This window comes from Mesorhizobium sp. WSM4806, assembly GCF_055811635.1.
In genome coordinates this window covers 470,913-495,267 of sequence record NZ_JBVVQZ010000002.1, presented here as the reverse complement: position 1 = coordinate 495,267, position 24,355 = coordinate 470,913, and the positions used below count along the sequence as shown (strand labels likewise).

26 protein-coding genes, 1 tRNA gene and 1 pseudogene are annotated in these 24,355 nt (G+C 61.6%); 11 read left to right on the top strand and 17 right to left on the bottom strand.

Going from position 1 to position 24,355, the window contains the following annotated elements; all coding sequences use genetic code 11:
• Positions 1-55: 55 nt before the first annotated feature.
• The gene (locus AC0L2M_RS05170) at positions 56-460 is read right to left on the bottom strand and encodes a SpoIIAA family protein (RefSeq protein ID WP_473534244.1); all 405 of its coding nucleotides are present in this window, start codon (positions 458-460) and stop codon (positions 56-58) included.
• A 112-nt stretch (positions 461-572) separates the two neighbouring features.
• On the opposite strand from AC0L2M_RS05170, the gene AC0L2M_RS05165 reads away from it, so the two are divergent.
• The gene (locus AC0L2M_RS05165; protein WP_473534243.1) at positions 573-1,313 is read left to right on the top strand and encodes a pyridoxine 5'-phosphate synthase; all 741 of its coding nucleotides are present in this window, start codon (positions 573-575) and stop codon (positions 1,311-1,313) included.
• A gap of 103 nt (positions 1,314-1,416) precedes the next feature.
• On the top strand, positions 1,417-3,330 hold the full coding sequence (locus AC0L2M_RS05160) for a potassium transporter Kup (RefSeq protein WP_236386182.1): 1,914 nt from the start codon (positions 1,417-1,419) through the stop codon (positions 3,328-3,330).
• A gap of 157 nt (positions 3,331-3,487) precedes the next feature.
• Here the strand turns inward: AC0L2M_RS05160 and AC0L2M_RS05155 are convergent, their stop codons facing one another.
• Positions 3,488-4,378 carry an SDR family oxidoreductase gene (locus tag AC0L2M_RS05155; protein WP_473534242.1) on the bottom strand — a complete coding sequence of 297 codons (891 nt, stop codon included), beginning with the start codon at positions 4,376-4,378 and terminating at the stop codon, positions 3,488-3,490.
• Positions 4,379-4,514: 136 nt separating this feature from the next.
• Here AC0L2M_RS05155 and AC0L2M_RS05150 point away from each other — a divergent pair, with 136 nt between their 5' ends.
• Together AC0L2M_RS05150 and AC0L2M_RS05145 are read left to right on the top strand one after the other, a co-directional pair.
• Positions 4,515-4,925 (top strand): winged helix-turn-helix transcriptional regulator, encoded by a 411-nt coding sequence (locus tag AC0L2M_RS05150; RefSeq protein ID WP_023798817.1) that lies wholly within the window; start codon positions 4,515-4,517, stop codon positions 4,923-4,925.
• 57 nt (positions 4,926-4,982) lie between these two features.
• The gene (locus AC0L2M_RS05145) at positions 4,983-6,254 is read left to right on the top strand and encodes an FAD-dependent oxidoreductase (RefSeq protein WP_023798818.1); all 1,272 of its coding nucleotides are present in this window, start codon (positions 4,983-4,985) and stop codon (positions 6,252-6,254) included.
• Here AC0L2M_RS05145 and AC0L2M_RS05140 read toward each other — a convergent pair.
• A complete protein-coding gene (locus tag AC0L2M_RS05140; protein WP_084833688.1) occupies positions 6,217-6,978 on the bottom strand; it encodes a glutathione S-transferase family protein in 762 nt (253 codons plus the stop codon). The genes AC0L2M_RS05145 and AC0L2M_RS05140 overlap by 38 nt on opposite strands.
• Positions 6,979-7,076: 98 nt before the next feature.
• Here AC0L2M_RS05140 and AC0L2M_RS05135 point away from each other — a divergent pair, with 98 nt between their 5' ends.
• The gene (locus AC0L2M_RS05135; protein ID WP_023798820.1) at positions 7,077-7,529 is read left to right on the top strand and encodes a MarR family winged helix-turn-helix transcriptional regulator; all 453 of its coding nucleotides are present in this window, start codon (positions 7,077-7,079) and stop codon (positions 7,527-7,529) included.
• A 38-nt stretch (positions 7,530-7,567) separates the two neighbouring features.
• Here AC0L2M_RS05135 and AC0L2M_RS05130 read toward each other — a convergent pair whose 3' ends face one another.
• Positions 7,568-7,996 (bottom strand): anthrone oxygenase family protein, encoded by a 429-nt coding sequence (locus AC0L2M_RS05130; protein ID WP_023798821.1) that lies wholly within the window; start codon positions 7,994-7,996, stop codon positions 7,568-7,570.
• 179 nt (positions 7,997-8,175) lie between these two features.
• On the opposite strand from AC0L2M_RS05130, the gene AC0L2M_RS05125 reads away from it, so the two are divergent.
• Complete coding sequence (locus AC0L2M_RS05125) at positions 8,176-8,829, top strand: TetR/AcrR family transcriptional regulator (protein WP_023798822.1); 654 nt, start codon at positions 8,176-8,178, stop codon at positions 8,827-8,829.
• A gap of 139 nt (positions 8,830-8,968) precedes the next feature.
• A complete protein-coding gene (ilvC, locus tag AC0L2M_RS05120) occupies positions 8,969-9,988 on the top strand; it encodes a ketol-acid reductoisomerase (RefSeq protein ID WP_023798824.1) in 1,020 nt (339 codons plus the stop codon).
• Between the two features lie 206 nt (positions 9,989-10,194).
• Here ilvC and AC0L2M_RS05115 read toward each other — a convergent pair whose 3' ends face one another.
• Positions 10,195-10,479, bottom strand: a complete 285-nt coding sequence (locus tag AC0L2M_RS05115) for a PilZ domain-containing protein (protein WP_023798825.1) — start codon at positions 10,477-10,479, stop codon at positions 10,195-10,197.
• A 180-nt stretch (positions 10,480-10,659) separates the two neighbouring features.
• Positions 10,660-11,301, bottom strand: a complete 642-nt coding sequence (locus tag AC0L2M_RS05110) for a BA14K family protein (RefSeq protein WP_023798826.1) — start codon at positions 11,299-11,301, stop codon at positions 10,660-10,662.
• Positions 11,302-11,456: 155 nt separating this feature from the next.
• Here AC0L2M_RS05110 and AC0L2M_RS05105 point away from each other — a divergent pair, with 155 nt between their 5' ends.
• Positions 11,457-12,569, top strand: a complete 1,113-nt coding sequence (locus AC0L2M_RS05105) for an endonuclease/exonuclease/phosphatase family protein (protein WP_473534241.1) — start codon at positions 11,457-11,459, stop codon at positions 12,567-12,569.
• 12 nt (positions 12,570-12,581) lie between these two features.
• Positions 12,582-13,298 carry a hypothetical protein gene (locus AC0L2M_RS05100; protein WP_473534240.1) on the top strand — a complete coding sequence of 239 codons (717 nt, stop codon included), beginning with the start codon at positions 12,582-12,584 and terminating at the stop codon, positions 13,296-13,298.
• Between the two features lie 148 nt (positions 13,299-13,446).
• On the opposite strand, the gene AC0L2M_RS05095 is transcribed toward AC0L2M_RS05100, so the two are convergent.
• From AC0L2M_RS05095 to AC0L2M_RS05080, 4 genes are all read right to left on the bottom strand, one after another.
• On the bottom strand, positions 13,447-13,689 hold the full coding sequence (locus tag AC0L2M_RS05095) for a hypothetical protein (RefSeq protein WP_091594283.1): 243 nt from the start codon (positions 13,687-13,689) through the stop codon (positions 13,447-13,449).
• A gap of 122 nt (positions 13,690-13,811) precedes the next feature.
• Entirely contained in the window at positions 13,812-15,029 is a 1,218-nt protein-coding gene (locus AC0L2M_RS05090) for an ABC transporter permease (protein ID WP_473534239.1), read from the bottom strand.
• 2 nt (positions 15,030-15,031) lie between these two features.
• Positions 15,032-15,736, bottom strand: coding sequence for an ABC transporter ATP-binding protein (locus AC0L2M_RS05085; protein WP_031254763.1), 705 nt, complete (start codon positions 15,734-15,736; stop codon positions 15,032-15,034).
• Positions 15,737-15,740: 4 nt separating this feature from the next.
• A complete protein-coding gene (locus AC0L2M_RS05080; protein ID WP_128180444.1) occupies positions 15,741-17,033 on the bottom strand; it encodes an efflux RND transporter periplasmic adaptor subunit in 1,293 nt (430 codons plus the stop codon).
• A 126-nt stretch (positions 17,034-17,159) separates the two neighbouring features.
• On the opposite strand from AC0L2M_RS05080, the gene AC0L2M_RS05075 reads away from it, so the two are divergent.
• Both AC0L2M_RS05075 and AC0L2M_RS05070 read left to right on the top strand, forming a co-directional pair.
• Positions 17,160-18,071 carry a PhzF family phenazine biosynthesis protein gene (locus AC0L2M_RS05075; RefSeq protein WP_473534238.1) on the top strand — a complete coding sequence of 304 codons (912 nt, stop codon included), beginning with the start codon at positions 17,160-17,162 and terminating at the stop codon, positions 18,069-18,071.
• 105 nt (positions 18,072-18,176) lie between these two features.
• Positions 18,177-18,252, top strand: a tRNA-Lys gene (locus AC0L2M_RS05070).
• Between the two features lie 64 nt (positions 18,253-18,316).
• Here AC0L2M_RS05070 and AC0L2M_RS05065 read toward each other — a convergent pair.
• The 7 genes and pseudogenes from AC0L2M_RS05065 to AC0L2M_RS05035 all read right to left on the bottom strand — a co-directional run bounded on the left by AC0L2M_RS05065 (position 18,317) and on the right by AC0L2M_RS05035 (position 24,346).
• Positions 18,317-19,342, bottom strand: coding sequence for a site-specific integrase (locus tag AC0L2M_RS05065; protein ID WP_473534237.1), 1,026 nt, complete (start codon positions 19,340-19,342; stop codon positions 18,317-18,319).
• A gap of 47 nt (positions 19,343-19,389) precedes the next feature.
• Positions 19,390-19,524, bottom strand: a pseudogene (locus AC0L2M_RS05060) (helix-turn-helix domain-containing protein); the annotation flags it as partial.
• A gap of 294 nt (positions 19,525-19,818) precedes the next feature.
• Entirely contained in the window at positions 19,819-20,562 is a 744-nt protein-coding gene (locus tag AC0L2M_RS05055) for a DUF7227 family protein (RefSeq protein WP_473534236.1), read from the bottom strand.
• 72 nt (positions 20,563-20,634) lie between these two features.
• Positions 20,635-21,486, bottom strand: coding sequence for a hypothetical protein (locus AC0L2M_RS05050; RefSeq protein ID WP_473534235.1), 852 nt, complete (start codon positions 21,484-21,486; stop codon positions 20,635-20,637).
• Positions 21,487-21,493: 7 nt separating this feature from the next.
• Positions 21,494-23,656, bottom strand: a complete 2,163-nt coding sequence (locus tag AC0L2M_RS05045) for an ATP-binding protein (protein WP_473534234.1) — start codon at positions 23,654-23,656, stop codon at positions 21,494-21,496.
• A 137-nt stretch (positions 23,657-23,793) separates the two neighbouring features.
• Positions 23,794-24,174 carry a hypothetical protein gene (locus AC0L2M_RS05040; protein WP_473534233.1) on the bottom strand — a complete coding sequence of 127 codons (381 nt, stop codon included), beginning with the start codon at positions 24,172-24,174 and terminating at the stop codon, positions 23,794-23,796.
• Positions 24,158-24,346, bottom strand: coding sequence for a hypothetical protein (locus tag AC0L2M_RS05035; protein WP_473534232.1), 189 nt, complete (start codon positions 24,344-24,346; stop codon positions 24,158-24,160). The genes AC0L2M_RS05040 and AC0L2M_RS05035 overlap by 17 nt, the downstream gene beginning before the upstream one ends.
• Between the last annotated feature and the right edge of the window lie 9 nt (positions 24,347-24,355).

The window sequence follows — 24,355 nt, the reverse complement described above, 5'->3', positions numbered from 1 at the left end:
CGGTCGAGTTGCCCCATGGACCAGGAATCTGGGACTGGCACGGGGTCGACCTGCGTCAGCGTGGGGCCAGCGGTCTGGCGCCGAGCCATTCCCAGGCGGATGCTTCGTCCTTTGCCTCGAAATGCCTGAGCTCGACAGGCGAGGAAGCAGGCAGCACGCTCTGTGCGTTGGGTACCCAGTTCGGCTCGCCGAGCGCAGCGCAGCGGCCGACATGCTCCACGGCATGGGCCGTGCCCTGTTCAAGCGTTTCGTCCGACACATCGGCCCAATCGACGCCTTCATGGTCGATCAGGCGCACCAGCACGTCTATTTTCGGATGCAGCGCGTAGGCCGCCTCCAGCAATCCGAACAGGTTTTCCGCATCGGCCGCCGTGACACGGCCGACGACGTCGATGGCGAACAGGTCGTCGCGGTCGGTGTCGATGCGGCGAACCGCCGGCACGTCTTCAAGATAATTCACGGGTCTTCCTCTTGCTGGATATTATACGTCCCTCTGGAACACCGGAAACCCCCTGTCTGTTCCCGCCAAAGGCGGTATAGATGGCCGCGATTATGTCCGGACCCGAGAAGCCATGCCTGCAAAACTCTCCATCAATCTCAATGCCATCGCCATGCTGCGCAACCGGCGCGACCTGCCGTGGCCAAGCCTCATCGGGCTCGGGCGCCTGGCGCTGGCCGCGGGCGCGCATGGCCTGACCGTGCATCCGCGGCCCGACGAGCGGCACACCAGGCATTCCGACCTGCCGCAGATCAGAGCGCTGATCGACGACGAATTCCCCAAGGCAGAGTTCAACATCGAGGGCTATCCGAGCGAGGATTTCCTGGCGCTTGTGGAAAAGCACCAGCCGGAGCAGGTGACGCTGGTGCCCGACGACCCTGCCCAGGCCACCTCCGACCATGGCTGGAACTTTGCCGCCGAGGCGGCGTTCCTGACACCGATCGTCAAACGGCTGAAGAAAGGGGGCGTTCGCGTGTCGTTGTTTTCCGACCCGGATCCGTCAGGCATGAACGCCGCGCGCGACACCGGCGCCGACCGGATCGAGCTCTACACGGGTCCATATGGCAGCTTTCATTCCGATTCGGCAAAAGCGGCGAATGAGCTGGAAAGAGTGGGAAAAACCGCGGATGCAGCACTTGCCGCCGGGCTTCAGGTCAATGCCGGCCACGATCTGGTGGTGAACAACCTGCCGGCATTGGCAAAACGCATCCCGACATTGGCCGAAGTGTCGATCGGACATGGGTTGACAGCCGATGCGTTGGAGTATGGCATGGCCGGTACGGTCAAAAGATTTCTGAAGGCTTGTGGGTGGTAGAGATGGAAGCCTCGCTTTGCGGACATGGCAGCCATCACGTTGGGGCACTTGATATTGCATCGCAGCAAGCGTAGAGCACCGCGCGCTTATCGGAGTGTCGTCCATGGCCCTTACCAACAGTGGTAGTGAGGCAGAACCAGTCGAACAATCCAGCCATCCTGAGGTCGAAAAGCACAGCACCAAGGTCCTGATGCTGGGCGCTCTCGGCGTGGTCTATGGCGATATCGGCACCAGCCCTATTTATGCGCTTCGCGAAGCATTGCATGCTTCGTCGGGCACCGATCCGCGCAGTGCCGTTCTGGGCATTCTGTCGCTGATCGTCTGGGCACTGACGATTATCGTGACCATAAAGTATGTCGCCTTCGTGCTTCGGGCGGATAACAAGGGTGAGGGCGGTACCCTGTCGCTTATGGCGCTGGCCCGGAAAGCCTATCCGGCTGGCTCCGGCATCATTCTTGTCATCGGTCTATGCGGAGCCGCACTGTTTTTCGGCGACGCGATCATAACGCCGGCCATTTCGGTGCTTTCAGCGGTGGAAGGGCTGAGCGTCGTGACCCCGGCGTTCGATCCATATGTGGTTCCCATTACATTGGTGATTCTTGCCGTCCTGTTTGCCGTGCAGCGTTTCGGGACCGGCAGGGTGGCCACGGTTTTCGGGCCGGTGACGGCGCTCTGGTTTCTGGCGATCGGCATTGCCGGATTGGTGCACATTAGCGACGATCCGTCGGTGCTTTTGGCAATCAACCCCTACTATGCCGTCGCCTACCTTGCCGAGGCCAAAGCGGGCGCGTTTCTCACCGTCGGCGCGGTTTTTCTGGCGGTTACCGGTGCCGAAGCGCTTTACGTCGATCTCGGACATTTCGGTCGCCGTCCAATCGTGCTGGCCTGGTTCTGGATCGTCTTTCCCTGCCTGCTGCTCAGCTATTTTGGGCAAGGCGCTTTCGTTCTTGCCCATGGCGGCGTGCCCGACAATCCGTTCTTCCAGATGCTGCCGGATTGGGCACTGATACCGATGGTCGGGCTCGCAACAGCAGCGACTGTCATCGCCAGTCAAGCCGTTATCTCCGGGGCGTTTTCGCTGACCCGGCAAGCGGTGCAGCTCAATCTTCTGCCCAGAATCGAAGTTCAGCATACTTCCGAGATGCAGCTTGGCCAGATTTACATGCCACGCGTGAACCTCATTCTCGCGCTCGGCGTGATGCTGCTGGTCGTCGGCTTTGGCAGCTCGAGTTCGCTGGCTTCCGCCTATGGAATTTCGGTGACAGGCGAGATGCTGATGACGACGATCTTGCTGTTCGTGGTGATGCGGTGGCAATGGAAATGGCAGACCGCTCTCGCTGCGGCGTTGGCGCTGCTGTTTGGCACGATAGACACCGGCTTCTTCTTGGCAAACATCGTGAAATTCATGGACGGCGGATGGGTTTCAATCGCCGTGGCCTGCATCATGGGGCTGATCATGGGGACCTGGATACGCGGCAGCCGCTATCTGTTCGACAAGACGCGCAGGAACGAGATTCCGCTCGATTTCCTTGCCGCCAATTTGTTGAAGAAGAAGCCACAGCTGGTGTCCGGCACGGCCGTGTTCCTGACCAGCGATCCGGTCAGCGCGCCGACCGCGCTGATGCACAGCCTGAAGCACTACAAGGTGCTGCACGAACAGAACGTCATCCTCTCGGTGGTGACGGCGCAGCAGCCTGTCGTGCCCGACAGCGACCGGGTCAAGATGGAAACGATCAACGATCTGTTCATGCGGGTGACACTGACCTTCGGCTACATGGAACAGCCCAACATCCCGCGTGCGCTGGCGATCTGCCGCAAGCAGGGCTGGAAGTTCGACATCATGACGACGTCCTTCTTCCTGTCGCGGCGCTCGCTCAAGGCGTCACCCAATTCCGGCATGCCGGTGTGGCAGGACAAGCTGTTCATCGGCCTGGCGCGCACGGCAGCCGATGCGACGGAGTATTTCCAGATCCCGACCGGACGTGTGGTCGAGATCGGAACGCAGGTGGCGATTTAGGGCATGCCGATATTCAGGTGAGGCCGGCCTGCGAACGGCGGGTTCCTGCGCTTCCGGTGCTCACGTACCCGAAAGTACGCTCCGCTCCGGTTCTCGGAACCCACCATTCTCGACTCGGCCTGACCTGAATCTCGACATGCCCTGACCACGGCCGACTTCAGCCGGCCAGCGCTGCCTTGTTCGCTTCAAGAAACTGCTTCAGCGATTGCGGCTTCCTGCCTGAAAGCGTCTCGATCGCGTCGGTCACCATGTCGATGCGGCCGGAGCGCGTGTTGGTGTCGAAGGACGTGACGATTGGGGCAAAGCCCTCGGGAACGCCGGCAGCCTTCAGGCCCTCGGTCAACGCCTCGTCCGAAAGCTGGACGACCTCGATCGGCTTGCCGGTGACGTCGGTCACCAGGGCCGCGATCTCGGCGACGGTATGGGCCTGCGGACCGGTCAGCGTGTATGTCGTGCTTTCGGTGGCGCCCGAGGCAAGACCGGCAGCGATCGCCGCGGCCATGTCGTCGCGAGCGCCATGGGCGATGCGGCCGTCAGCTGCGGATGTATACCAGTGTCCCGAGGCAATGGCGTGCGGCAGCGACATGAACAGGTTCTCCTGATACCAGCCGTTGCGAAAAATCGTGTAGGGGATGCCGCTCGCCTTGATCGCCTGCTCGGTACCGTAGTGATCGCCCGCAAACAGCACTGGCGATCCCGGCTCAGGATTGGGCATCGAGGTGTAGAGCAGATGCGAAACGCCGGCCTGCCGCGCGGCTGCGACGGCATTTTCGTGCTGCTTGAGGCGCTTGCCCCCAAGGTCGATCTCGCCGGTCGAGACGATCAGGATCCTGTCGGCGCCCTTGAATGCTTCGACAAGCGACGCGGTGTCATCGAAATCGGCTTGCCTGATGATGACGCCGCGCGCCGTCAGCTCGGCGAGGTTTTCCGGATTGCGGGTGGCGGCGATGATGCGTGCGGGCGGAACCTTGAGCGTGTCCAGCAGATGATCGACGACGCCGCGGCCAAGCTGGCCGGAGGCGCCGGTGACGAGAAGGGTATCGGTCATGGGAAGTCCTGTCGTTGCGCCGGAGCGGCGGGTGCTTGTATAAGTCTCAAAAAGAGACCAGCACTAAAATAGGAATTGACCGACCCTCGTAAAGAAGGCAGTTTTGCGGGAGGTAGGCAGGCGCAGGGAACCAGCGATGGACAGCAAGGTCGTCAGTCTGAAGTCGAAGCTCGAGATTTACAAAGCGTGCAGCGGCGGGGGCAACCTTGCCGACTGTCCGGTGCGCGACGTGATCCAGGGCATCAGCAACAAATGGAGTTCGCTGCTGATGATGGCGCTGGCCGAAAAGCCGTACCGGTTCGGCGAATTGCGGCGGCTGGTGCCCGACATTTCACAGCGCATGCTCACCCAGACGCTGCACGATCTGCAGCGCGACGGCTATGTCCATCGCGAAGTCTTCCCGACCAAACCGCCGAGCGTCGAATACAGTCTGACCGATCTCGGACGCTCGATGTTCGGGCCCCTGCATCAGCTGCTCCAATGGGCCGAGCTCAATCATGGCGCGGTGCGCGCCGCGCGGAACGCTTTCGACGCTGCCGAGACCTGACGCATCGATACCAGGAGATACCAGAGCGACGGCTTTATTTGCCGATAGCGCTGAAGGATGGTCCGGCCTGGGCGAGACGATTCGGCGGCAATGGGCATTTCTCTGGACATCGCGATTGCCGGCGCCGGCCCGGCCGGACTGGCCGCGGCGCTCTATCTGAAACGTGCCGGGCATCGGGTCACCATCTTCGAGCGCTTCGACGAGCCAAAGCCGGTCGGGTCCGGGCTGATCCTGCAGCCGACCGGGCTGACGGTGCTTGCCGATCTTGGTGTGCTCGACGACATCCTGGCGCTGGGCAGCCGCATCGACCGCCTGCATGGCGCCGACGCGAAAACCGGCCGCACCGTGCTCGACGTCCGCTATGCTGCGCAGCGCCGCAGTCGTTTCGGGTTGGCGGTGCACCGGGCGGCCTTGTTCGGCGTGCTTTTCCGCGCCGTCCGGCGCCAGGCGATCGCCATCGAAACCGGCGTCGAGCTCGAGACGCTGGAAACCGGCGAACGGGCAACGCTGATCTGCGGCAACGGGCGAAGGATAGGGCCGTTCGATCTGGTCGTCGATGCCAGCGGTTCGCGCTCCAAATTGCGGCAGCGCGTAGGGAATTCGGGGGAGCCGCGGCCGCTCGCCTATGGCGCGTTCTGGGCGTCACTCGGCTGGCGCGGCGACGGTTTCGACGAGCACGCGCTGCTGCAGCGCTACGACAGAGCGAGCGTGATGATCGGCGTGCTGCCGATCGGCAGGCCGGAACCGGGCGTCGAGAAGATGGCGGCATTCTTCTGGAGCCTGAAGCCGGCGGATGCAGAGCAGGTCAGGGCGACAGGCCTCGACACCTGGAAGGCGAGGCTGGTTCGGCTGTGGCCCGAATGCGACGCGTTCACGCGCCAGATCGACAGTTTCGATCAGCTTTCGCTGGCGCGTTACGGCCATCACACGCTCAAGGTGCCGGCCGGACGGCGATGGGCGATCATCGGCGACGCGGCGCATTCGACCAGCCCGCAGCTCGGGCAAGGGGCGAACATGGCGCTGCTCGACGCGGCAGCGCTCAACTATGCGCTCATAGGAACGGATCGTGTCGATACTGCGCTGGAGGTCTATGTCCAGGCGCGGCGATGGCATGTCCGGGTGTTTCAGGCGCTGTCGCTGATGCTGACGCCGTTCTACCAGTCGGATTCGACCGTGATGCCGTTCGTCCGCGACAGGCTGGTGGCGTCGGTGGCAAAAATCCCGCCGGCGCCAAACATCCTTGCCTCGATGGTGGCTGGAACCGTGGTCGATCCGTTCAGGCGGATCGGTATCAAGGAAGCGCGGTGGCCGCCTGGTTGCGGCGGATGAGTTTCGAAAGGTGCGAACCCTTCGCTTGCAGAAATGCATGAAGGCGCTGTGGATAGTCCGGGGTGACGGCGTCCATCACCGACTTGCGTTCGTGCAATCGCTTTCGCCAGGCCTCGACACGCGGCTTTCCGCTCAGGATGCCGAACGCGCCGATCCGATCGAAGGCGTCGAAATAGCGGAAGACTGGCCCATAGACTGCATCGACCAGTGAAAAGCGCTCGCCAGCAAACCATGGCCCAGCCCGGCCAGCCGCCAGTTCCGCTTCGAGACGATCGAACATTGCCGACAGAGCTTCGCTTTCGGCAAGGAAGGCGGCCTCGGTCGGAGCGGAATAGAACCGACCAATGGCGTTGAGGATGGCCGAGCCGAACTCGATCCAGGCGCGATGCCGGGCGCGGGCCAGCGGGTCGGCAGGATGCAGTGGGTTGGCCAGCGTTTCCTCGAGAAATTCGAGGATGACCGCCGATTCGAAGATCACGGCTTCCTCGCCATTCTGCGGCACACGCAGCAGCGGTACCTTGCCGAGCGGCGATATCGCCTTGAACCAGGCCGGTTTGTTGGCGAGATCGATGGTGAGGCGTTCGAACGGCACGTCCTTTTCGGCGAGCGAGATCGCCGCGCGCTGCACATAGGGACAAAGGTGGTGGCTGACGAGAACGAGCTTGTCGGTCACCAGGCCGCCCGTCTCCGGGATGTCGGCGATCTCCGAAGTTTCATGCTTCATGACAGGGCCTTCCGATATAAATGCAGTTGCATCTATATAGATGCATTTGCATCCACTGGCAAGCTTGATGCAATTGCATCTATCGCCTATGCTGCATCATGACGGAGAATCCTTCGCCGGCGGCCATCAAAGCCTGGGCGCGCCTGATGCGCGTTTCGCGCCAGCTGCTGGAAAGAGCCGAAGACGCGCTGAAGGACGCCGGCTTGCCGCCGCTTGCCTGGTACGACGTGCTGCATGAGCTTGCCGAAGCCGGCGAGGGCGGCTTGCGGCCGTTCCAGCTGATCGAGCGCACGCTGTTTGCGCAGTACAACGTCTCGCGGCTGCTGGCGCGGCTCGAAGCGGACGGGCTGGTCGAGAAGCTCAGGGTTGCCGATGACGGTCGCGGACAGACTGTCCGCATTACGCGGAAGGGGCGCGAGACGCGCCGCCGGATGTGGGCCGTCTACGGGCGATCGATTGCCGAGCTGGTCGGCGCCAGGCTCTCCAATGATGACCTGGAAACCTTGTCGGCTCTGCTCGGGCGGCTGCGTCATCCGGCGATGCCGGAGTGATGTGGTCCGGCTGGCGCTGAAGGTCGCTTGCAGCGACGTCAGACACTTCCCCGGAGGAATGCCAGTGCCGCCAGCACGCCAAGCATGACGCGACCCAGATGCAGATTGCCCCATTTGACGATCAGCGCCCTCGCTTGCAGATTGACGGCGGCCGCGTCCATCGCCTCCAGCAACCGGTTTGTCGGCATCATTACGATCAGCGTCCATGGCCATGGCAGGATGATCAGCACCGCCCCCGTGAGATAGGCGAGACTGCCGGTCTGCCACCAGGCAACGACACCAAGAACACAGGCGACGACGGCAATCGACGCCTGCATAGCGGCGCCGCGCTTGTAGGAAGGCTGCCATTCCTGCAGCAGTGCACGGTCGTCGAGGCGAAGCCGCGCCGGTTGCTCGGCAACGCTGATATAGATGGCGGCGCCCGCGAAAGCGGCGGCAACAGTCAATGCAAGCAGGCCGACGAGCATTTTTCTCTCCGCGATAAGCCGTACGAGCGGTCGCCGTTTCGAGCGGTGGCCGTTCCGGCCTGGAAGTGTCAAAAAGCGGAGATAGGGCTTGCCCCGGGTCCGACAATACGTCATAGAGATGCCGAACCGTAACGTACGGTACGGTCCTGGCCGCCGCCGTTATCGAGCAGGAAAAGAGTTTGTTGCAGGCAAGCGTCGACATCGACACCAGCGAAGCGCTGACCGAGCGGCAGAAAGCCGTGCTCGACGCCGCACTTCGCCTGCTGGTCGAGGAGGGCGATCAGTTGACCATGACCGCGGTGGCGCGGCGGGCAAGCTGTTCCAAGGAAACGCTCTACAAATGGTTCGGCGATCGCGACGGGCTGTTGACGGCAATTGTTCAATGGCAGGCCTCCAAGGTGCGGGTGGTGCCGGTCGACGGCAAGGGGCTTAACCTTGCTTCGCTGACGGTGAGCCTCGCACGTTTCGCTTCGGACTGGCTCAAGGTGATTTCGAGCGACACATCGATCGCGCTGAACCGCGTCGCCATTGGCCGTGCCGGGTCGGGGAACGACGATCTTGGCGCCATCGTGCTGGAGAACGGGCGCTTCGCGCTGGCCCGGCGCCTGAAGCCGGTGCTGGAGGCCGGCCGGCAGGCCGGGCTTCTCGAGTTCTCGGATGCCGAAGAGGCATTCCGCACCTTTTTCGGGCTGGTCGCCCGCGACGTGCAGATCCGCCTGCTGCTCGGCGACCGGCTAAAATTGACTGATGCGGCGATTGGCGGCGATGCCGTCCGGGCGACGCAGCAGTTTCTCGCTCTTTACGGAGCAAAAACCGGGCCGCAAGGCCCCTAGAGCCGGATGATTTCAGGTCAAGTCGACCTGAAATCTGAATCCGGCTCTGAATCGTAAGAGATAGAGCATGATGTCGTCCGAAAACCGCTTCACACTTTTCGGCATTATGCTCTGAATTCAAAAACGGGAAGGAAGAAAAATGCGTGTCTATTACGATCGCGACGCCGATCTCAACCTGATCAAGGGCAAGAAGGTCGCCATCATCGGCTATGGCAGCCAGGGCCGGGCGCATGCGCTCAATCTCAAGGATTCTGGCGTTGGGGAAATCGCCATCGGCCTCAAGGCCGGCTCGGCGACGGCCCAAAAAGTCGAGGCCGACGGGCTCAAGGTGATGAGCGTGGCGGACGCCGCCAAATGGGCCGACCTGATGATGATGGCGACGCCGGACGAGCTGCAGGCCGACATCTACAAGTCCGAAATCGCGCCGAACATCCGCGATGGCGCGGCGATCGCCTTTGCCCACGGCCTCAACGTGCACTTTGGCCTGATCGAGCCGAAGGCCTCGGTCGACGTCGTCATGATCGCGCCGAAGGGGCCCGGCCACACGGTGCGCGGCGAATACCAGAAGGGCGGCGGCGTGCCGTGCCTGGTCGCGGTCAACCAGGACGCTTCGGGCAACGCGCTTGATCTCGCTCTGTCCTATGCCTGCGGCGTCGGCGGCGGCCGTTCGGGCATCATCGAGACCAATTTCCGCGAGGAATGCGAGACCGACCTGTTTGGCGAGCAGGTGGTGCTGTGCGGCGGTCTGGTCGAGCTGATCCGCGCTGGCTTCGAGACGCTTGTGGAAGCCGGCTACGCACCGGAAATGGCCTATTTCGAGTGCCTGCACGAGGTCAAGCTGATCGTCGACCTGATCTATGAAGGCGGCATCGCCAACATGAACTACTCGATCTCGAACACCGCCGAATGGGGCGAATATGTTTCGGGCCCGCGCATCATCACCGCCGAGACCAAGGCCGAGATGAAGCGCGTGCTGAAGGATATCCAGACCGGCAAGTTCACCTCGGAATGGATGCAGGAGTATCGCGCCGGCATGTCGCGCTTCAAGGGCATCCGCCGCAACAATGACAGCCATCAGATCGAGGAAGTCGGCGCCAAGCTGCGCGCGATGATGCCGTGGATTTCGAAGAACAAGCTGGTCGACAAGGCCAAGAACTGACCGAAATCCCCGTTCGTTTCCTTGCGCGTCCTCGGGCTTCGCCCTGCGGGCGCGCGGAGATTTCGAAGAACAAATTGGTCGACAAGGCCAAGAACTGACCGAAATCCGCAATTTTATCGTTGCACAGGAAAAGCCGGCGGAGCGCTCCGCCGGCTTTTACATGAAGGCCGTGTGGTTGGGTGGTTGGAGAATGCGGTTCAGGGGATTTAGCCGTAGTGCCAGGGGGGCTTTGGCTCCGTGCCGGTGAACATCACGCCGATGCGGTCCTCGCGGCGCCAGCGGACCACTGCCTTGTAGGCGATGCCGTCGGTCGGCACATAGAGCAGGAACTCGTCGGGCACGCGAGCGTCGATCGAGACCATCAATTCGGCGCCGCCGTCATGCATGTTGCGCACCGTGCACGTGACCTCGGACCTGGTGATGCCGGTCAGGATCGTCGCGCCCTTGAAGACGCGCTGCCTGCGTTTGTCCCTGTTTTCGTCTTCAGCCATCGCGCATAATCCCTGGTGCGATCGGCAGGATAATTAGGCCCGCCTGATAAACATAGCGTTATCGTCGGTGGCGAAACGATTTCGCGGTGCCCTGGCCGGACAAAGAACAGTTCAGAAGAAGGCTTAGCCAGACGGAAACGGCGCCGCGAGGGGCGGCGCCGCCTGGAATGCATCAGTCGATCAGCTATAGGGCGACCAGCATTGCTGGCGCGGGCCGTTATAGGGTTGGAACGTGTTGTCCCAGGTGCGATACGACCGGTAACGATTGTAGCACCACCGGACGTGAGCGCTGGAAAGCCGCCCGGCACGATAATAGCGGCGCGGCGCATAGTAACCGTTGTTGTAGTAGCCCCGGTTGTAGTAGCCTTGGTTGTAGTAGCCCTGGTACAGGCTGCCAAGGCCGAACCCAAGGCCCAAACCGAGAAGCGCGGCGGCGCCGTTGTCGTCGTCGTCGTAGTAACGGCCGTAATAGCCGCCACCGTAGTACCGGCCGTAATGGCCGCCACCGTAGTACCGGCCACGATTATGGCGCCAGTGCCGCCCACCGTTCCAGTTGCGGCGCCAGTGCCGCCCACCGTTCCAGTTGCCACGGTTCCAATTGCCACGGTTCCAGTTCCGGGAGAAATTACGGCCACGCATCCAGACGTTATTATTGCCGCCAGCCCAGCTCTCGCGCACCGGCACGATTTCGCGTGCCGCGGCAGCAGTTGGGAGCGGGACGTCAGGCTGAATGGGCCCGGCCATGGAAGGCGCCGAGAGGCCGGAAACAAGACCCAAGGTCAACATGCCCGATCGAATGGTAGTCAAAAAGAGCGGTTTCATTTCACTCTCCGAAAATTCAGGCCCCACTCAGACTAACCCTTAATCATGGACCTTTGCGTCTGAACGGAAGATGAACGGAAACGTTCCATCAACCATGAATGGGCATCGCCCAGCCCCCTTGTTTTCGGCTGCGCTTGTGGGCAAAGGTCACCGCCATGTCCCTGCGCCTCGCCACCTTCAATGTCGAAAACCTGATGAACAGGTTCGATTTTTCCGGATACCGCAACCAGCTCCATGAAGATCGCACGCTGGCGCTCTTCGATATCCAGAGCGAGGCCGAATACAAAATGCTGGAACAGGCGCGGGCGATCGCGCTCTCCGACGACACGCGCCAGCTGACGGCACTGGCCATCGCAGCCACCCGCGCCGACATCATCTGCATGCAGGAGGTCGACAATATCGAGGCGCTGAAGGCTTTCGAATACGGCTATCTGTTCAAGATGGTCGGGCATGGCTACCGCCAGAAATACACCACAGCCGGCAATGATTCGCGCGGCATCGATGTCGCCGTGATGATGCGCAACGAGACCGCGCAGGGCCAGCCGATCGAATTCGTGCGCATGACAAGCCACGCCTATGTCACGTTCGAGCAGTTCGGCCTGCACACGCCGGAGCTGGCAGCGTTCGGGCATCAGGCCAACCAGCGCATCTTCAGGCGCGACTGCCTGGAAATCGACCTGACCGTCGGTGGCGTGCCGCTGACGCTCTATCTGGTGCATTTCAAGTCGATGGGCGCGCCCCGCAACGGTCTCGACGGGCGCCAGGCGACGATGCCGCTGCGCATCGCCGAGGCGCAAGCGGTGCGCCGGATCATCGAGGAGCGTTTCGGTGGGGATCACGCCGCCGACAAATACTGGGCGATCTGCGGCGACATGAACGACTATCGGCAGCGCGTGAAGATCTCCGGCGACGCCTTTGACGGCTACCGCTTCGAGGTGATCGACGAGAGCCAGTCCTGCCTCAACGTGCTCACCGCCGGCGGCTTTTGCGAGAATGCGGTCGAGCGGCGCCCGGAGATGGACCGTTGGACCTTGTACCATACGCGGGGGCCGCAAGAGCGGCATCTATGCCAGCTCGACTACATCCTGTTGTCGAAGGCACTGGCAGCCAGGAACGCGACCGCCGTTCCCGACATCATCCGCAACGGCCAGCCCTGGCGCACGATCTTTCCGGCAGGCCAGGAGGTGGACCGGTTTCCGCGTTGCGGCTGGGACCGGCCGAAGGCGTCGGACCACTGTCCTGTGGCGATCACCCTTGAAATGACCTGAGGATCGTTTTCGTTGAGCTTCGACCTGCCACGCAACATCATCCTTCCGGTCGACGCCGTCGATGTCAGGCTCGACCCCGGCCCGCATCCGTTCGAACGCGATAATGCGCAGGCGATCGCCGAGAATTGGCGGCGCGAGACCGCAGCCAACCCGGCGCTGTTCGACGGCACCGTGGTGCTGCTTTCGGCGCTCCGCTATCGCGACAACAGCCTCGTCGGTCGCTGCCATGCGGTGCGCTACTCGACCTTCATGCTTTGGCGCGGCAATCGCCAGGTGGCGGGGGCCGAGCACGCCTATGCCCATGCCATGCTGGTCGCCGGCGACAATGCGCTGGTGGCGATCCGCATGGCGTCGCACACCGTCAATGCCGGGCGCGTCTATTTCGCCGCCGGCTCGTTCGAGCCAACCGATTTCCGCGACGGCCTTGTCGATGTCGACTTCAACATCATCCGCGAGGTGCGGGAAGAAACCGGCCTCGATCTTGCCGGCGCGATGCGCGGCAAGCGTTACTATGCCCTGTCGACGGCAACCGGCACGGTGATCTTTCGCCGCTATCGCGAGACTGCATCCGCCGACGAGGTCGCGCAGCGCATCAGCGCCTTTGTCGCCACCGAGGCAGAGCCGGAGATCGACGGGCCTGTCATCATCCGCAGTGCCGATGACCTGCCGGACGGGTTGATGTCGCACATGAAGCCACTGATCGAGTGGCATTTTGCCGGCAAGGACTAACGCATCGGGCCGAAAATTGGAATCGATTTTCGGAAAGCACGATGCGCAGATTCAAAGTGTTAGAGCTACTTTGTGCGTCCAAGTGGACGCACGTCGCTGTTTCGAAGTGTTAGAGCGTACTTGTGCGTCCAAGTGGACGCACGTCGCTCTAATGACGCATTTTGTTTTCGATGGTTTTACGGTCGTTGCGGGCGGCGACGAAAAACAGCATGACGCCGATACCCAGCAGCGCACCCATCGTCGTTCCCATCGTCTGACCGACAACCTGCTGGAAATCGGCGGTGACATGATCGGGGTTGGCCATGCCATAGCTGGCCAAATACCACCAAAAGCCCGCCAATGCGGCCTCGATGATCACCGTCACCAGAGCCACTCGCTCTTTCTTGCTCATCCCACTATTCCCCCATATCCCCAAGGCGATTGCTAGCACCGCGGGCTGTTCCGCGACAGGGGCAGGGCGACGGCCGCGCCAAAATTTTGGGGACATCTGAAGGCGACGCACGCTGCGTCGTGCTATTCATGCCTCAGCGCGTCGATCGGATCGAGCCGCGCGCCGCGCAGCGCCGGGAAGAAGCCGAACACCATGCCGATCAGCGCCGAGAAGCCGACGGCGAGCAGGATCACCGCCGGGCTTGGCGCAAACGGGATCGCCAGCGTCAGCGAGGCGAGGCCGGCCAGCGCCAGGCCGATCAGGATGCCGATGATGCCGCCGAGCAGCGACAGCACGGTGGCCTCGACCAGGAACTGGATGAGGATGTGCTTTTCATGCGCGCCGATGGCCAGCCTTATGCCGATCTCGCGGGTGCGCTCGGTGACCGACACCAGCATGATGTTCATGATGCCGATGCCGCCGACCAACAGGCTGACGCCGGCGACCGCGCCCAGCATGCCGGTCATCGTCGTGGTGGCGCTCGCCATGGCGTCGGCGATCTGGGTCATGTCGCGTATCGAGAAGTCGTCTTCGCGGTCCGATGGGATGCGGCGTGCATCGCGCAAAATGTCCTCGACGCGCGGCAGCAGCTCGGTGGTCGGCGTCCTGTCGTCGGCGGCGACGTAGATCGAGTCGACGTCGCGGTTGCCGGCGATGCGGCGCTGGTAGGCGGCGAGCGGCATCAGCACGACATTGTCCTGGTCCTGGCCGAAGCCGGTATAGCCCTTCGGCTCGAGCAGGCCGATGATCTTGCACGAGGTGCGGTTGACGCGAATGATCTCGTCTTCGGGGTCGCCGGCGCCGAAGAACTGCTGGCGCACGGTTTCGCCGATCAGGCAGACGCCGGTGCCCGAGCGGATTTCCGAATCGCTGAACGATCGGCCCGAGATCAGCTTCCAGTCGCGCGCATCGAGATAGGCGCTGTCGGTGCCGGTGACACCCGACGTCAGGCTTTCGGTGCCGAAGATGACGCGGACCTGCTTTTGCGAGGCCGGCGAGATGGCGCGGGCGCCGCTCAAATGTGCGACGAGCGCGGCAAGTTCCTTGCTGCCGAGAGGACGTGTGGCCTGGTCGAGCCCTCCCGGTCCGCCGGGCCCGGCCGGGCGGCCGGGACGGACAACGAGCAAATTGCTGCCGAGCTTGGAAATGTCGGCCTTTACCTTTTCAGTGGTGCCCGAGCCGATGGTGAGCATGGCGATGACGGCCGCAACGCCGATGACGATGCCGAGCAGCGTCAGAAACGAGCGCAGCACGTTGCGGCGCACCGAAAGCAGCGAGAGGCGGACGGTTTCCCAGATCATGGTTACACCACCTCAAGGTTCATGGCATCGGAGGCGACGTGGCCGTCGAGGAAGCGAATTGTGCGCTCGGCATAAGCAGCGACATCGGCCTCGTGGGTGACCATGGCGATGGTCAGGCCAAGCTCGGTGTTCAGCCGCGTCAGCAGCTCCATGATCTCGTGCGTGCGGGCGGTGTCGAGATTGCCGGTCGGTTCGTCGGCGACGAGCAGGGTCGGCCTGGTGACGATGGCGCGCGCGATCGCCACGCGCTGCTGCTGGCCGCCGGAGAGCTCGGCCGGCGTGTGGTGCTCGCGGCCGACAAGGCCGACCTCGGCCAGCGCCTTCATCGCGAGGTCGTGACGCTCGCGGGCGGCGACGCCGCGATAGATCAGCGGCAGTTCGACATTCTCCACCGCGGTGGTGCGCGGCAGGAGATTGTAGCCCTGGAAGACGAAGCCGACATAGAGATTGCGCAGCATGGCGCGGCGGTTGCGGTCGAGGCGGCCAGCATCGATGCCCATGAAGCTGTAGGTTCCGGCCGTCGGCGTGTCGAGGCAGCCGATGATGTTCATCGCCGTCGATTTGCCCGAGCCGGACGGACCCATGATGGCGACGGATTCGCCGCTGCGGATGGCAAGATCGACGCCAGCCAGCGCATGGACCGTGGCCTCGCCCTGGCCATAGCTCTTCCAGACCTTGTCGAAGGTGATGAGCAGCGAGCCTGACATAATTTCAGCTCCGCTGCTGCGCTGCGGTGATGACTTGCGCACCTTCTGCGAGACCGGAGGTGATCTCGGTCAGTTCGCCATCGGTGGAGCCGACTTTGACGTTGACCGGCCGAGGCCGGCCATTCTCCAGGACGTAGAGCGTGCGCGAGCCGTCGGTGGGCTGCGCCGTCGCCTGGCGCTGGCGGTTGCCGCGTGGACGGCCCATGCGGCCCGTGAACAGGTCGCTCAGGCTCCACGCTCGGGCAGCAGATGCCGCCGGACGGTAACGGAAAGCTGTCGACGGCACGGTGAGCACGCCCTTGGCCTCTCTGGTGACGACCGAAACGGTGGCAGTCATGCCGGGCCGCAACAGAAGCTCGTTGTTGTCGACCTCGAACCGCGCGTCGTAGGTGACGACGCCGTCGGTGGTGACCGAAGCATAGGAGATGTCGCGGATCTCGGCATCGAACGGCCGCTCGGGAAAGGCGTCGACGGTGAAGCGGGCATGCTGGCCGGGCTTGACCGCGCCGATATCGGCCTCGTCGACCGCTGCCTTCAACTCCATGTTCCTCAGGTCGGCGGCGATGACGAACAGCACCGGCGCTTGCAGCGAGGAGGCAACCGTCTGGCCGGGATCGACCGAGCGCGTCAGAACGATGCCGTCGATGGGCGCATAGATGGTGCTTTTGGCGAAGTCCGTCTGCTGCGCCTTGAGATCGGCATTGGCGATGGCCAGATTGGCTTTGGCGCTGTCGAGCGCTGCCTTTGAGCGGTCGCGCGTCGCTGTCGCCGCTTCAAGCGACTGGTCAGTCGCCATGCCGCGCTTGGTGAGCGCCGCCGCGCGCGCAACCGCCCTTTCGTTTTCGGTGAGGGTTACGGTGGCGGTCTCGACATTGGCAGCCGCCGCCTTGGCGGAAGCCTCGGCGCGCTCGATCTGCACCTCCAGCTTGGCCGTATCGAGCGCCGCCAGCACATCGCCCTTCTTCACCTGCTGGTTCTCGTTGACCGCGACCGAGCGGACGACGCCGGACAGTTCGCTCGAAATGTCGACCTGGGTGAGCGGCTGCAGCGTGCCGGTCGCCGATACTTCGACCGTGAGGTCGGCGACAGCGGCCGGCACAGTGGTATAGTCGATCTTGGCGGGAGACGCGGCATACCATTGGTACCCCGCCAGGCTTGCGGCGACGACGACCAGCACAAGCAGGCCATAAAGCCAGCCGCGACGCCGTTTCTTCTTCAGACCCAGGCGGTCGAGCCCGAGTGCCGTCTTTATGTCGGAAGTGGATTCCGTCTTTGGCAGATTGACAATCTGGTCCACGCCGGACCCCTATAATACCAGTGATGTCCCAACCGGTGCACTGATCAGGCCGAATGGTTCAAATATCAAATTAAATTTCGCCCATGTTTGGGCCCCTGTTGGGATTGAGGCAGAAGGCTTTCTACAATGCTGACCCGGAATTACTTACTTTACGACGTGTTCACCACCGAGCGGCTGGGCGGCAATCCGCTGGCCGTCGTGCTTGACAGCAAGGGACTGGACACTGCCGCGATGCAGGCTATCGCGAGCGAGTTCAACCTGTCGGAAACCGTTTTCGTGCTGCCGCCCGACAATCCCAAGCACCGCGCCCGCATCCGCATCTTCACGCCCGACCATGAGATGCCGTTCGCGGGCCATCCGACGGTGGGCGCTGCGATTGCGCTTGCCGAAATGGCTGGCGATGGCGACACTGCCGGCATCTTCGTGCTGGAGGAAAACATCGGCCCGGTGCGCTGCGCCGTCAGCAAGCACGATGGCGCCATCTTTGCCGAGTTCGACCTGGCCAAGCTGCCGGAGCGGCTGGAATTGTCCGCCGACCCGGAAGCGATCGGGGCGGCACTTGGCCTGGGGCCGCACGAAGTCGGCTTCGAAAACCACCGCGTCTCGTTCTGGTCGGCCGGCGTGCCCTACGTGACCATTCCGGTCGCCGATCTGGAGGCGGCGGCCCGGATAAGGCTGGACAACCAGGCGTGGTCGGAACTGGCGCCCCGCAAGAGCGATTGGGCCCTCGCCAGCCCGTATGTCTATTGCCGCGAGACGGTGAACCACGACAGCGCCTTCCATGTCCGCATGATCGTGCCGGGCAATCCATCCTATGAAGATCCGGCGACCGGTTCGGCGGCCGCCGCCTTCGCCGGCGCGATCATGCATTTCGACGGTCCGAGAGAGGGTGTTTCCCAGCGTTGGATCGAACAAGGGCTGGAGATGGGGCGGCCTTCGCGCATCCGCCTCGAACTGAATGTCGAAGGCGGCAAACTGGCCGCCGCCCGCATCGGCGGCCATGCCGTCAAGGTGGCGGAAGGCAAGCTGTTCGTCTGACGATGTGCGGCACTTCAGCGATTTGTCGGGAAATGAATCCGGCAGGGCTGGACATGGCGGATGGCGGCGGCTATATGCCCGCCGACGCTGGTTTTACCGGCGAGTGGGTGCGTAGCTCAGTTGGTAGAGCAGCTGACTCTTAATCAGCGGGTCACAGGTTCGATCCCTGTCGCACCCACCACTTAAGTCCTTGAAAAAGGCATCATATTTCGAAATCACCAAAATAAATCAGCAGGCAGTGTGTTTCAAAGTGTGTCGGCCTCCATTTGATCGATCGCCTTCTTGAGCGACTTCAGGCTGTTGTGTGAGTAGCGACGGGTCATCGAGTCCGTCTTGTGTCCCATCAGATCCTGGGTCGTTTTGTCTGCCACGCCGGACTGCAGCAGCCAGCTTGCAAACGTATGGCGCAGATCGTGAATGTGAAGCTTTGGCATTCCCGCCCGCATGCGGATGCCCAACCACCTCTTCGCGAAACTGTATTGTGGCTTGCCCTCCTCTTCTCCTTTGAACACATATCCGGTGCGCTCCGATTTGGGTGTGAGCGAAAGTGTGTCGCGCACCTCCTGGCGGAGCGGTATGCGCCTTGGACTGCTGTTTTTTACCCGCTCGCCGTCCAGTTGTATTGCTGTCAGCCGCGGGTTGATCTCGTCCCACTGCAACTTCAAGATTTCCTGGTGCCGCATACCAGTCCAGACGGCCAGGATTATGAACAAACGGTGCTCTGCGTTGCTGCAGGCCGCCAGCAGCTTGTCGTAGTGGTGACGCTGCAGGTAGACCTCGCGCTTCGCGGCGTCAGGAATGTCACCCTTGTCGACTTCTTTGACCACGTTGCGGGTGACCCCACAGTCCAGCCTTCTTTTTGCAAACGTCAACAGCAGGCTCAGAAAAGCCAGGTCGCGGCGGAGCTGGACCGTCTTGCCCGTCTTGAGCTTGGTCTTGATGTAGGTCTTGACCTTCTCTTCATCTAGTACCCGCAAGGCAAAATTGCCGAGCACCTCGACGATGTTCGTCAGGCTCGTGGTGTAGTGCCGTTTGGTGTTTTTCGAGTACGGTTTGCGACGGGGATGCTCGAACAGCCTCTCCGTTGCCTTGATGATGGTCACGTCGCTGTCGAGAATGAGAGCGTCGTTCAGCTCTTTCTCTAGGCGGTCTGCCTCCGTCTGAGCAGCCTTTGGACATCTAAGTCCAGTGGACCTTCGGACGATCTGATCTCCGACCTTGAGGCGAGCCTGGTAGGTTGTTGATCTTTCTCTGATGTAAATGTCGGCCATTGATGGACCTTCCTCTGTTGGTGAGAAACGCCCATGGTGTTCAGCCAATCATTAACTTCTGTCAAGCGAAAGCGGAACTGTCGCCCAATTCGAATGGCGCCGGGGATCACACCCCGAGCGGCCCAGTACCGAATTGTTCTGTCGGAAACAGCCAGCGCTTCCGCGAGCTGTTTGGTCGACATCCAAGTCATTACCGTCACCCGCGTGAAACCCGCGCTTCCCTATAAGGGAACGGAGGGCCGTTCAAGTCCAAAATTCACGAAAAGTAACGATTGTTAACAATTCATTGATGGGACTTATTAAACCTCGCTAATATACGCTTCACGTCCGGATGGACAGGATACCCCACCCGGTTTAAAAGTTTAACGCCGTCCTTTATCACACTAAAGGACGGCGTTAAAGCAAACATGTCTTCATCGTCATAATGAAGGTCAAGCTCTGTTGCGAGCTCTAGGAGAAGCTTGTTTATTACTTCTTTATCCGCTTCTGAAATTTTCTCGTTTTCCGGCATGTCCAGCAATTTCGTCCACCCGTTTCTTTTGCGTGCCGTGGGCAGGGAAGCCTACTATGACCCCTTTTCGTTCTCCATCAGCACAAACGCCACACTCTGTACAACTCACGTCTGTATAGGTGGCGGGACAAACTGCAATTTTTCGACCTCTTGGCGTAGTTTTTGCTAGCTGTTTTTCCCGCTGCCTATATTCACTTAAAGTTTCGTTTTTCTTTCTTGCATACTCCGAATTCAGTACCACGACCACCGGCAAATTGAGGTCGGCCAAAGTGTCAGCCTCTTCGACGCTGTCCGCCGAAAGATTGATATTCAACCCAGTTTCAGCCACTTGTCTGACAATTGCAATGTTTTCAGGGGTTGGAGGTTTGTGGGTGAAAATGATCGCCCGTTTACCCCTGCTGGCCTCGGCTATCTTCAGTACGCCGTTGCGGTCAATCACATCCCCTTCGCCGGGAAGATCCCCGGCCTGGCCATAACGCCAGATGGCGCCGCGGTTCAGTTTGCGGATCGGCCGGAGAGCTTCGTCCAGATCCGAACCACGCTCGCCGGCGGTCACCTTGTCCCAATGCAGCTTCAACGGTCCCGTCATGGCATAGCAGCCGCCCTTCTTCAACGGACAGCTGTCGGGACACGTCTCTCGCGAGCTGGTCATCACAGGCATAGGGCCGGTCTTGGCGTTTCGCGACACGGTCGTTGTATGAAATCGCATCTCTTCCTCGCAAAAGAAAAAGGGCGCTCCGAAGAGCGCCCTTTGATCGGCTGGATTGGTGGATGGTGATGGCTAGTTGAGCAGCCTCTTTGTCCAGGCCTTCAGCTTGCCGAAGATGCCCGTGTAGAGGTTCTCATTGATGTCCGCCGCTTCGCCCCAATGGTCGTCATCGTCGTCGTCGTAGAAGGTCGAGTAGACTGGCGCTGGAAAGGCGTGCTTCGCCTCGTCCTCGGGCACTTCGTCGATGATCGTGTATCGACAGGCACGACCCTTGGCTGCGTGGTCCGGGGGAAACGCCACCACGTCAGCTGGATCGATCTTGAGCACCAGGACGTGGCCTGATCGGCCGGCGTAACCGGGCAGATAGGACCAGGAGCAGAAGTGTAGGCCCGCCGAGCACGTCCTGAAGCGGTCGTGGTCGCACTCGTCCCTCGGCAGGAAGATGGTGGATCCGACAGTGTTCAGGGTCTTGCCGTCGTGGAACGACAGGTAGTCGGGGTTGACCTTTTTGTAGGCGAGGAAGTAGCCGTCAGGGGTGATCGGCATTTGTCCCTTCTCCAGCCACTCGAAGAGATCGTTCTTGATCGCCGGGTCCGGGTTGAGCTGGAGGCGCTTCAGGAAGTTGATCCACGGGGTCGCCGGCTGTTCCCGGCGCAGAAGGTCGATGATCCACAGCGTCAGGTAGTTGTGGAGAGGCTCGTCGTTATAGGTGAGCCCATCGTAGCCGACGCGGATCAGCTCGTCTTCGTAGAGCAGGTGCTTGCGCAGTGCTGCAGCCAAGTCGAATAGGTCCTCGCCGACGTCGGCGTTCTCGCGCAGCCGGCGCCTGATCACCTCGAAGTTCGGATGGCTGGAGTCTATGGTCTTGAGATCTCCGCCGACGAAGGCGGAGATCGTGTTCCCAGAAATGACGTGTGGGACCATTGTCAGATTACCTCGCAATGAGTTTGAGATAGTGGGTGAGGTGCTCGTCGTTGTTGGCGAGCACGTTGAGCAGCGGATAACCACTGGTCAGCTTGGCGAACCGCTGGCTGAAGTCGGTCTTCACTTCCGGCAGCGTCTTCCCGGTGACCTCGGCCCACAGTTGAGCCATGAGGCACTCCTGATAGGTGTTGGAAGGCAGGTTGGCGGCCTTCGTGAGAAGGTCGCGCAGCCGCTTGGGGAGCAGATCCAGCTTGTTGCGAAGCGTGTTGACCATGCGCTCCTGCCGGAACTGGCTCACGTCGGTCTTGATGGCGTGAGCCTTGGCGTTAAAGCCGGCGACTGTGTCACGCAGCAGCTCGTCCAGGTGGACCCAACCCGGCCGGTCCTTCGGCAGGTTGCGCTGGTTCTTCATCAAGACGATGACCTGACGGTCGTCGAGCAAGTCCATGTTGCGCAGCCGCTTGATGTAGCGGTCATGCACCTGGGCGAATTCCAGGACCTGACCGAGGACTTCGTAGTTATTGGCCTCGGAGTAGACGTACACAGCCTTCTCCGGCTCCACGATGATGCTCCGGTAGCGATCGAACGTGCGGATGTCCTGCTTTGTCAGGGCGACCCGAGGCGTCGACGTACGCGCCAGCTTGAGACGTTCGAAGTCGCGAAGGTCGACGATCGTCTCGACACCGTAGTGCTCAATGATCTTTTCCTTCGCGTCGACCTTGATCCACAGGATGTCGGCGTCGTCATTCTCACTGCGGAACATCCGCATGCGGTCCTTGGCGAAGCGGCAATCCTCTGCCTCCCACACGACCGTGAGGGCTTTCAGCTCCTCGGGGGTGAGCGACGGCGCGGTCTGGTAGTAGCGAGCGCGTCCGGTGGGCTGGCGGGGCGGCGAGAACTGGATGTCGTCCCAGGACTTCAGGACAGCAGCCCGTCCGGCGCCGAGGTACGAGAACGAGGTCCGCATCGTGCGCTGACCCCGCCACTGTGGCGACTTGATCATGGCCTTGCCGAGCCGGGTGCTCAGTTCGCGGTATTTGATGCAGGCGTCGAGATAGTTGTCCGGCTCATCGAGCGTGGCCTGGAGCTCCTTCCTGATATCCTGACGCACTTGCTGCCAGATCAGCCGGAGGTTGTCCTTCGTGGGCTCGTCATAGCCAAGCTGCTCACGCGAGGTCGACACGCTGGCCGTCCCGATCGGTACGTCGATGATGACCGGGATCTTGTACTCGTCGGCGTCGTCGACCTGGACCAGCTGGGTGATGTCCAGCGGGTAGAGCACGCACCCCTGGCGAATGTGGGGGCTCTTGATGTGTGCCGAGTTGACGATGCGGTAGTTGGTGCCGGACATGAGCACGGTCGGGCTCGATGGCGCCCACTGGTCATTGAGCACGTTCGGCATCGGGTCGAAGCCGATCATCACCCGCTCGATCGCGGTTTTGAACCGGGCGATGTCGCCCTGCTGGACCGGGAACTTGATCATCAAGCCGCGGGGTTCACTGCTCTCCTCCTCAGCCGCAAGGCTGACGGTGGGGGCGCCACCTGCGTCCAGGAAGCAGACGTATTCCCGCTTGGTCTGGCCGTCGAAGCAGGTGATCACATACTGCTTGGTGTAGGCGAACGGCGACTTCATGCCGAGACCGAGCATGCCGACCTGTTCGTTGCTGTCGCGCTTGTTGGAGCCGAACAGCGTCGTGGCGCGCTGCATGACCTCTTCGTGGTCCATGCCGGGGCCGAAGTCGCGGACCATGAAATACGGGCTGAAGGTCGACGGCGCCATCAGGAGGAACGGCACGTCGCGCTTGCCGACCGCGATGTGGGCGTCGTATGCATTGGTCGCCAATTCACGAACCGGCGCCTGGACCTTGTCGGAGTAGATGCCGTCGATCACGGCGTGGAAGGCGATGGCATTCATTTCGAAGCCGAACTTGCGGGCCTCGGTCAGGCCGCCCGATTGGAAGTCTTCGGCGCGTGCGGTGTTGAGCAGTTTCATGGTCTTGTCCTTGTGCATGGCTTCGCCGTGGCGCCTGGGGCGCGGGAAGAAGCGATTGAGAAGGTGGTTGGGTTTTAAGCTGCGAGTGGCAGCGGGTTCAGGATGTGGAGGTGGGTCTGCGCCGCCTCGTAGCTGGCGTGCTGGCCCAGGATGCGTCCTGTCGGGCTCGTCACCCACCAGGTGTCCCATCCCATTTCGAAGGGCAGCTTCATGTTGGCGACGTCAGCTCGACTGAGCACGTCGCCAGTCAGCGGTTCATAGACCTGTATCTGCAAGGAGTTTCTCCATGTTCTGGCGTTGGGTGTATTTCGGGGTCATAGGATCCAGACCTCGTTGTCTTTCAACAGCGCAGTCCAAGCCTCGAACACTGGCGTTCCGTCATCCAGCACAAAGGTCTCGTTGCGATATGGGTTGTATCGCACCTTCCTAGCAGTTGGTGGGAGATGGAAATCAGCCGATACTCTAGGGTAACCGCGGATTGTTGCGTGAATTGCCTTCTTCTTGTTCCGGATGACCCACTGACGGCCGGTCTCCGAGACGTGAAAACGTGGTTGCTCCAAAACGAAGGGGCCGGTGTTGTAAAACACGCGGCCCCTCGGGGATTGTTCGAAGCCGTCCAGCACGGAGGGCTTGGTTGGTCGGATACTGAAACACCGCTTGTGGGTGTTCCAGTAGACGTCACTGGGCGGTGGCATTTTCCACCTTTCGATCGGCACTGTGGCTTTGGTAGTTCTCCAGCTGCTCAAGTTCTTCAGCCTGGACGAACGCTTCACCGGCCGCTTCGTTTGGATCTTCGTCGGGCTCGACGTCGACGGTGAATGTGTGTATGAGCGTCTCGACTATGGTGACGTCGTATTTCTTAGACATGGAGGTTCT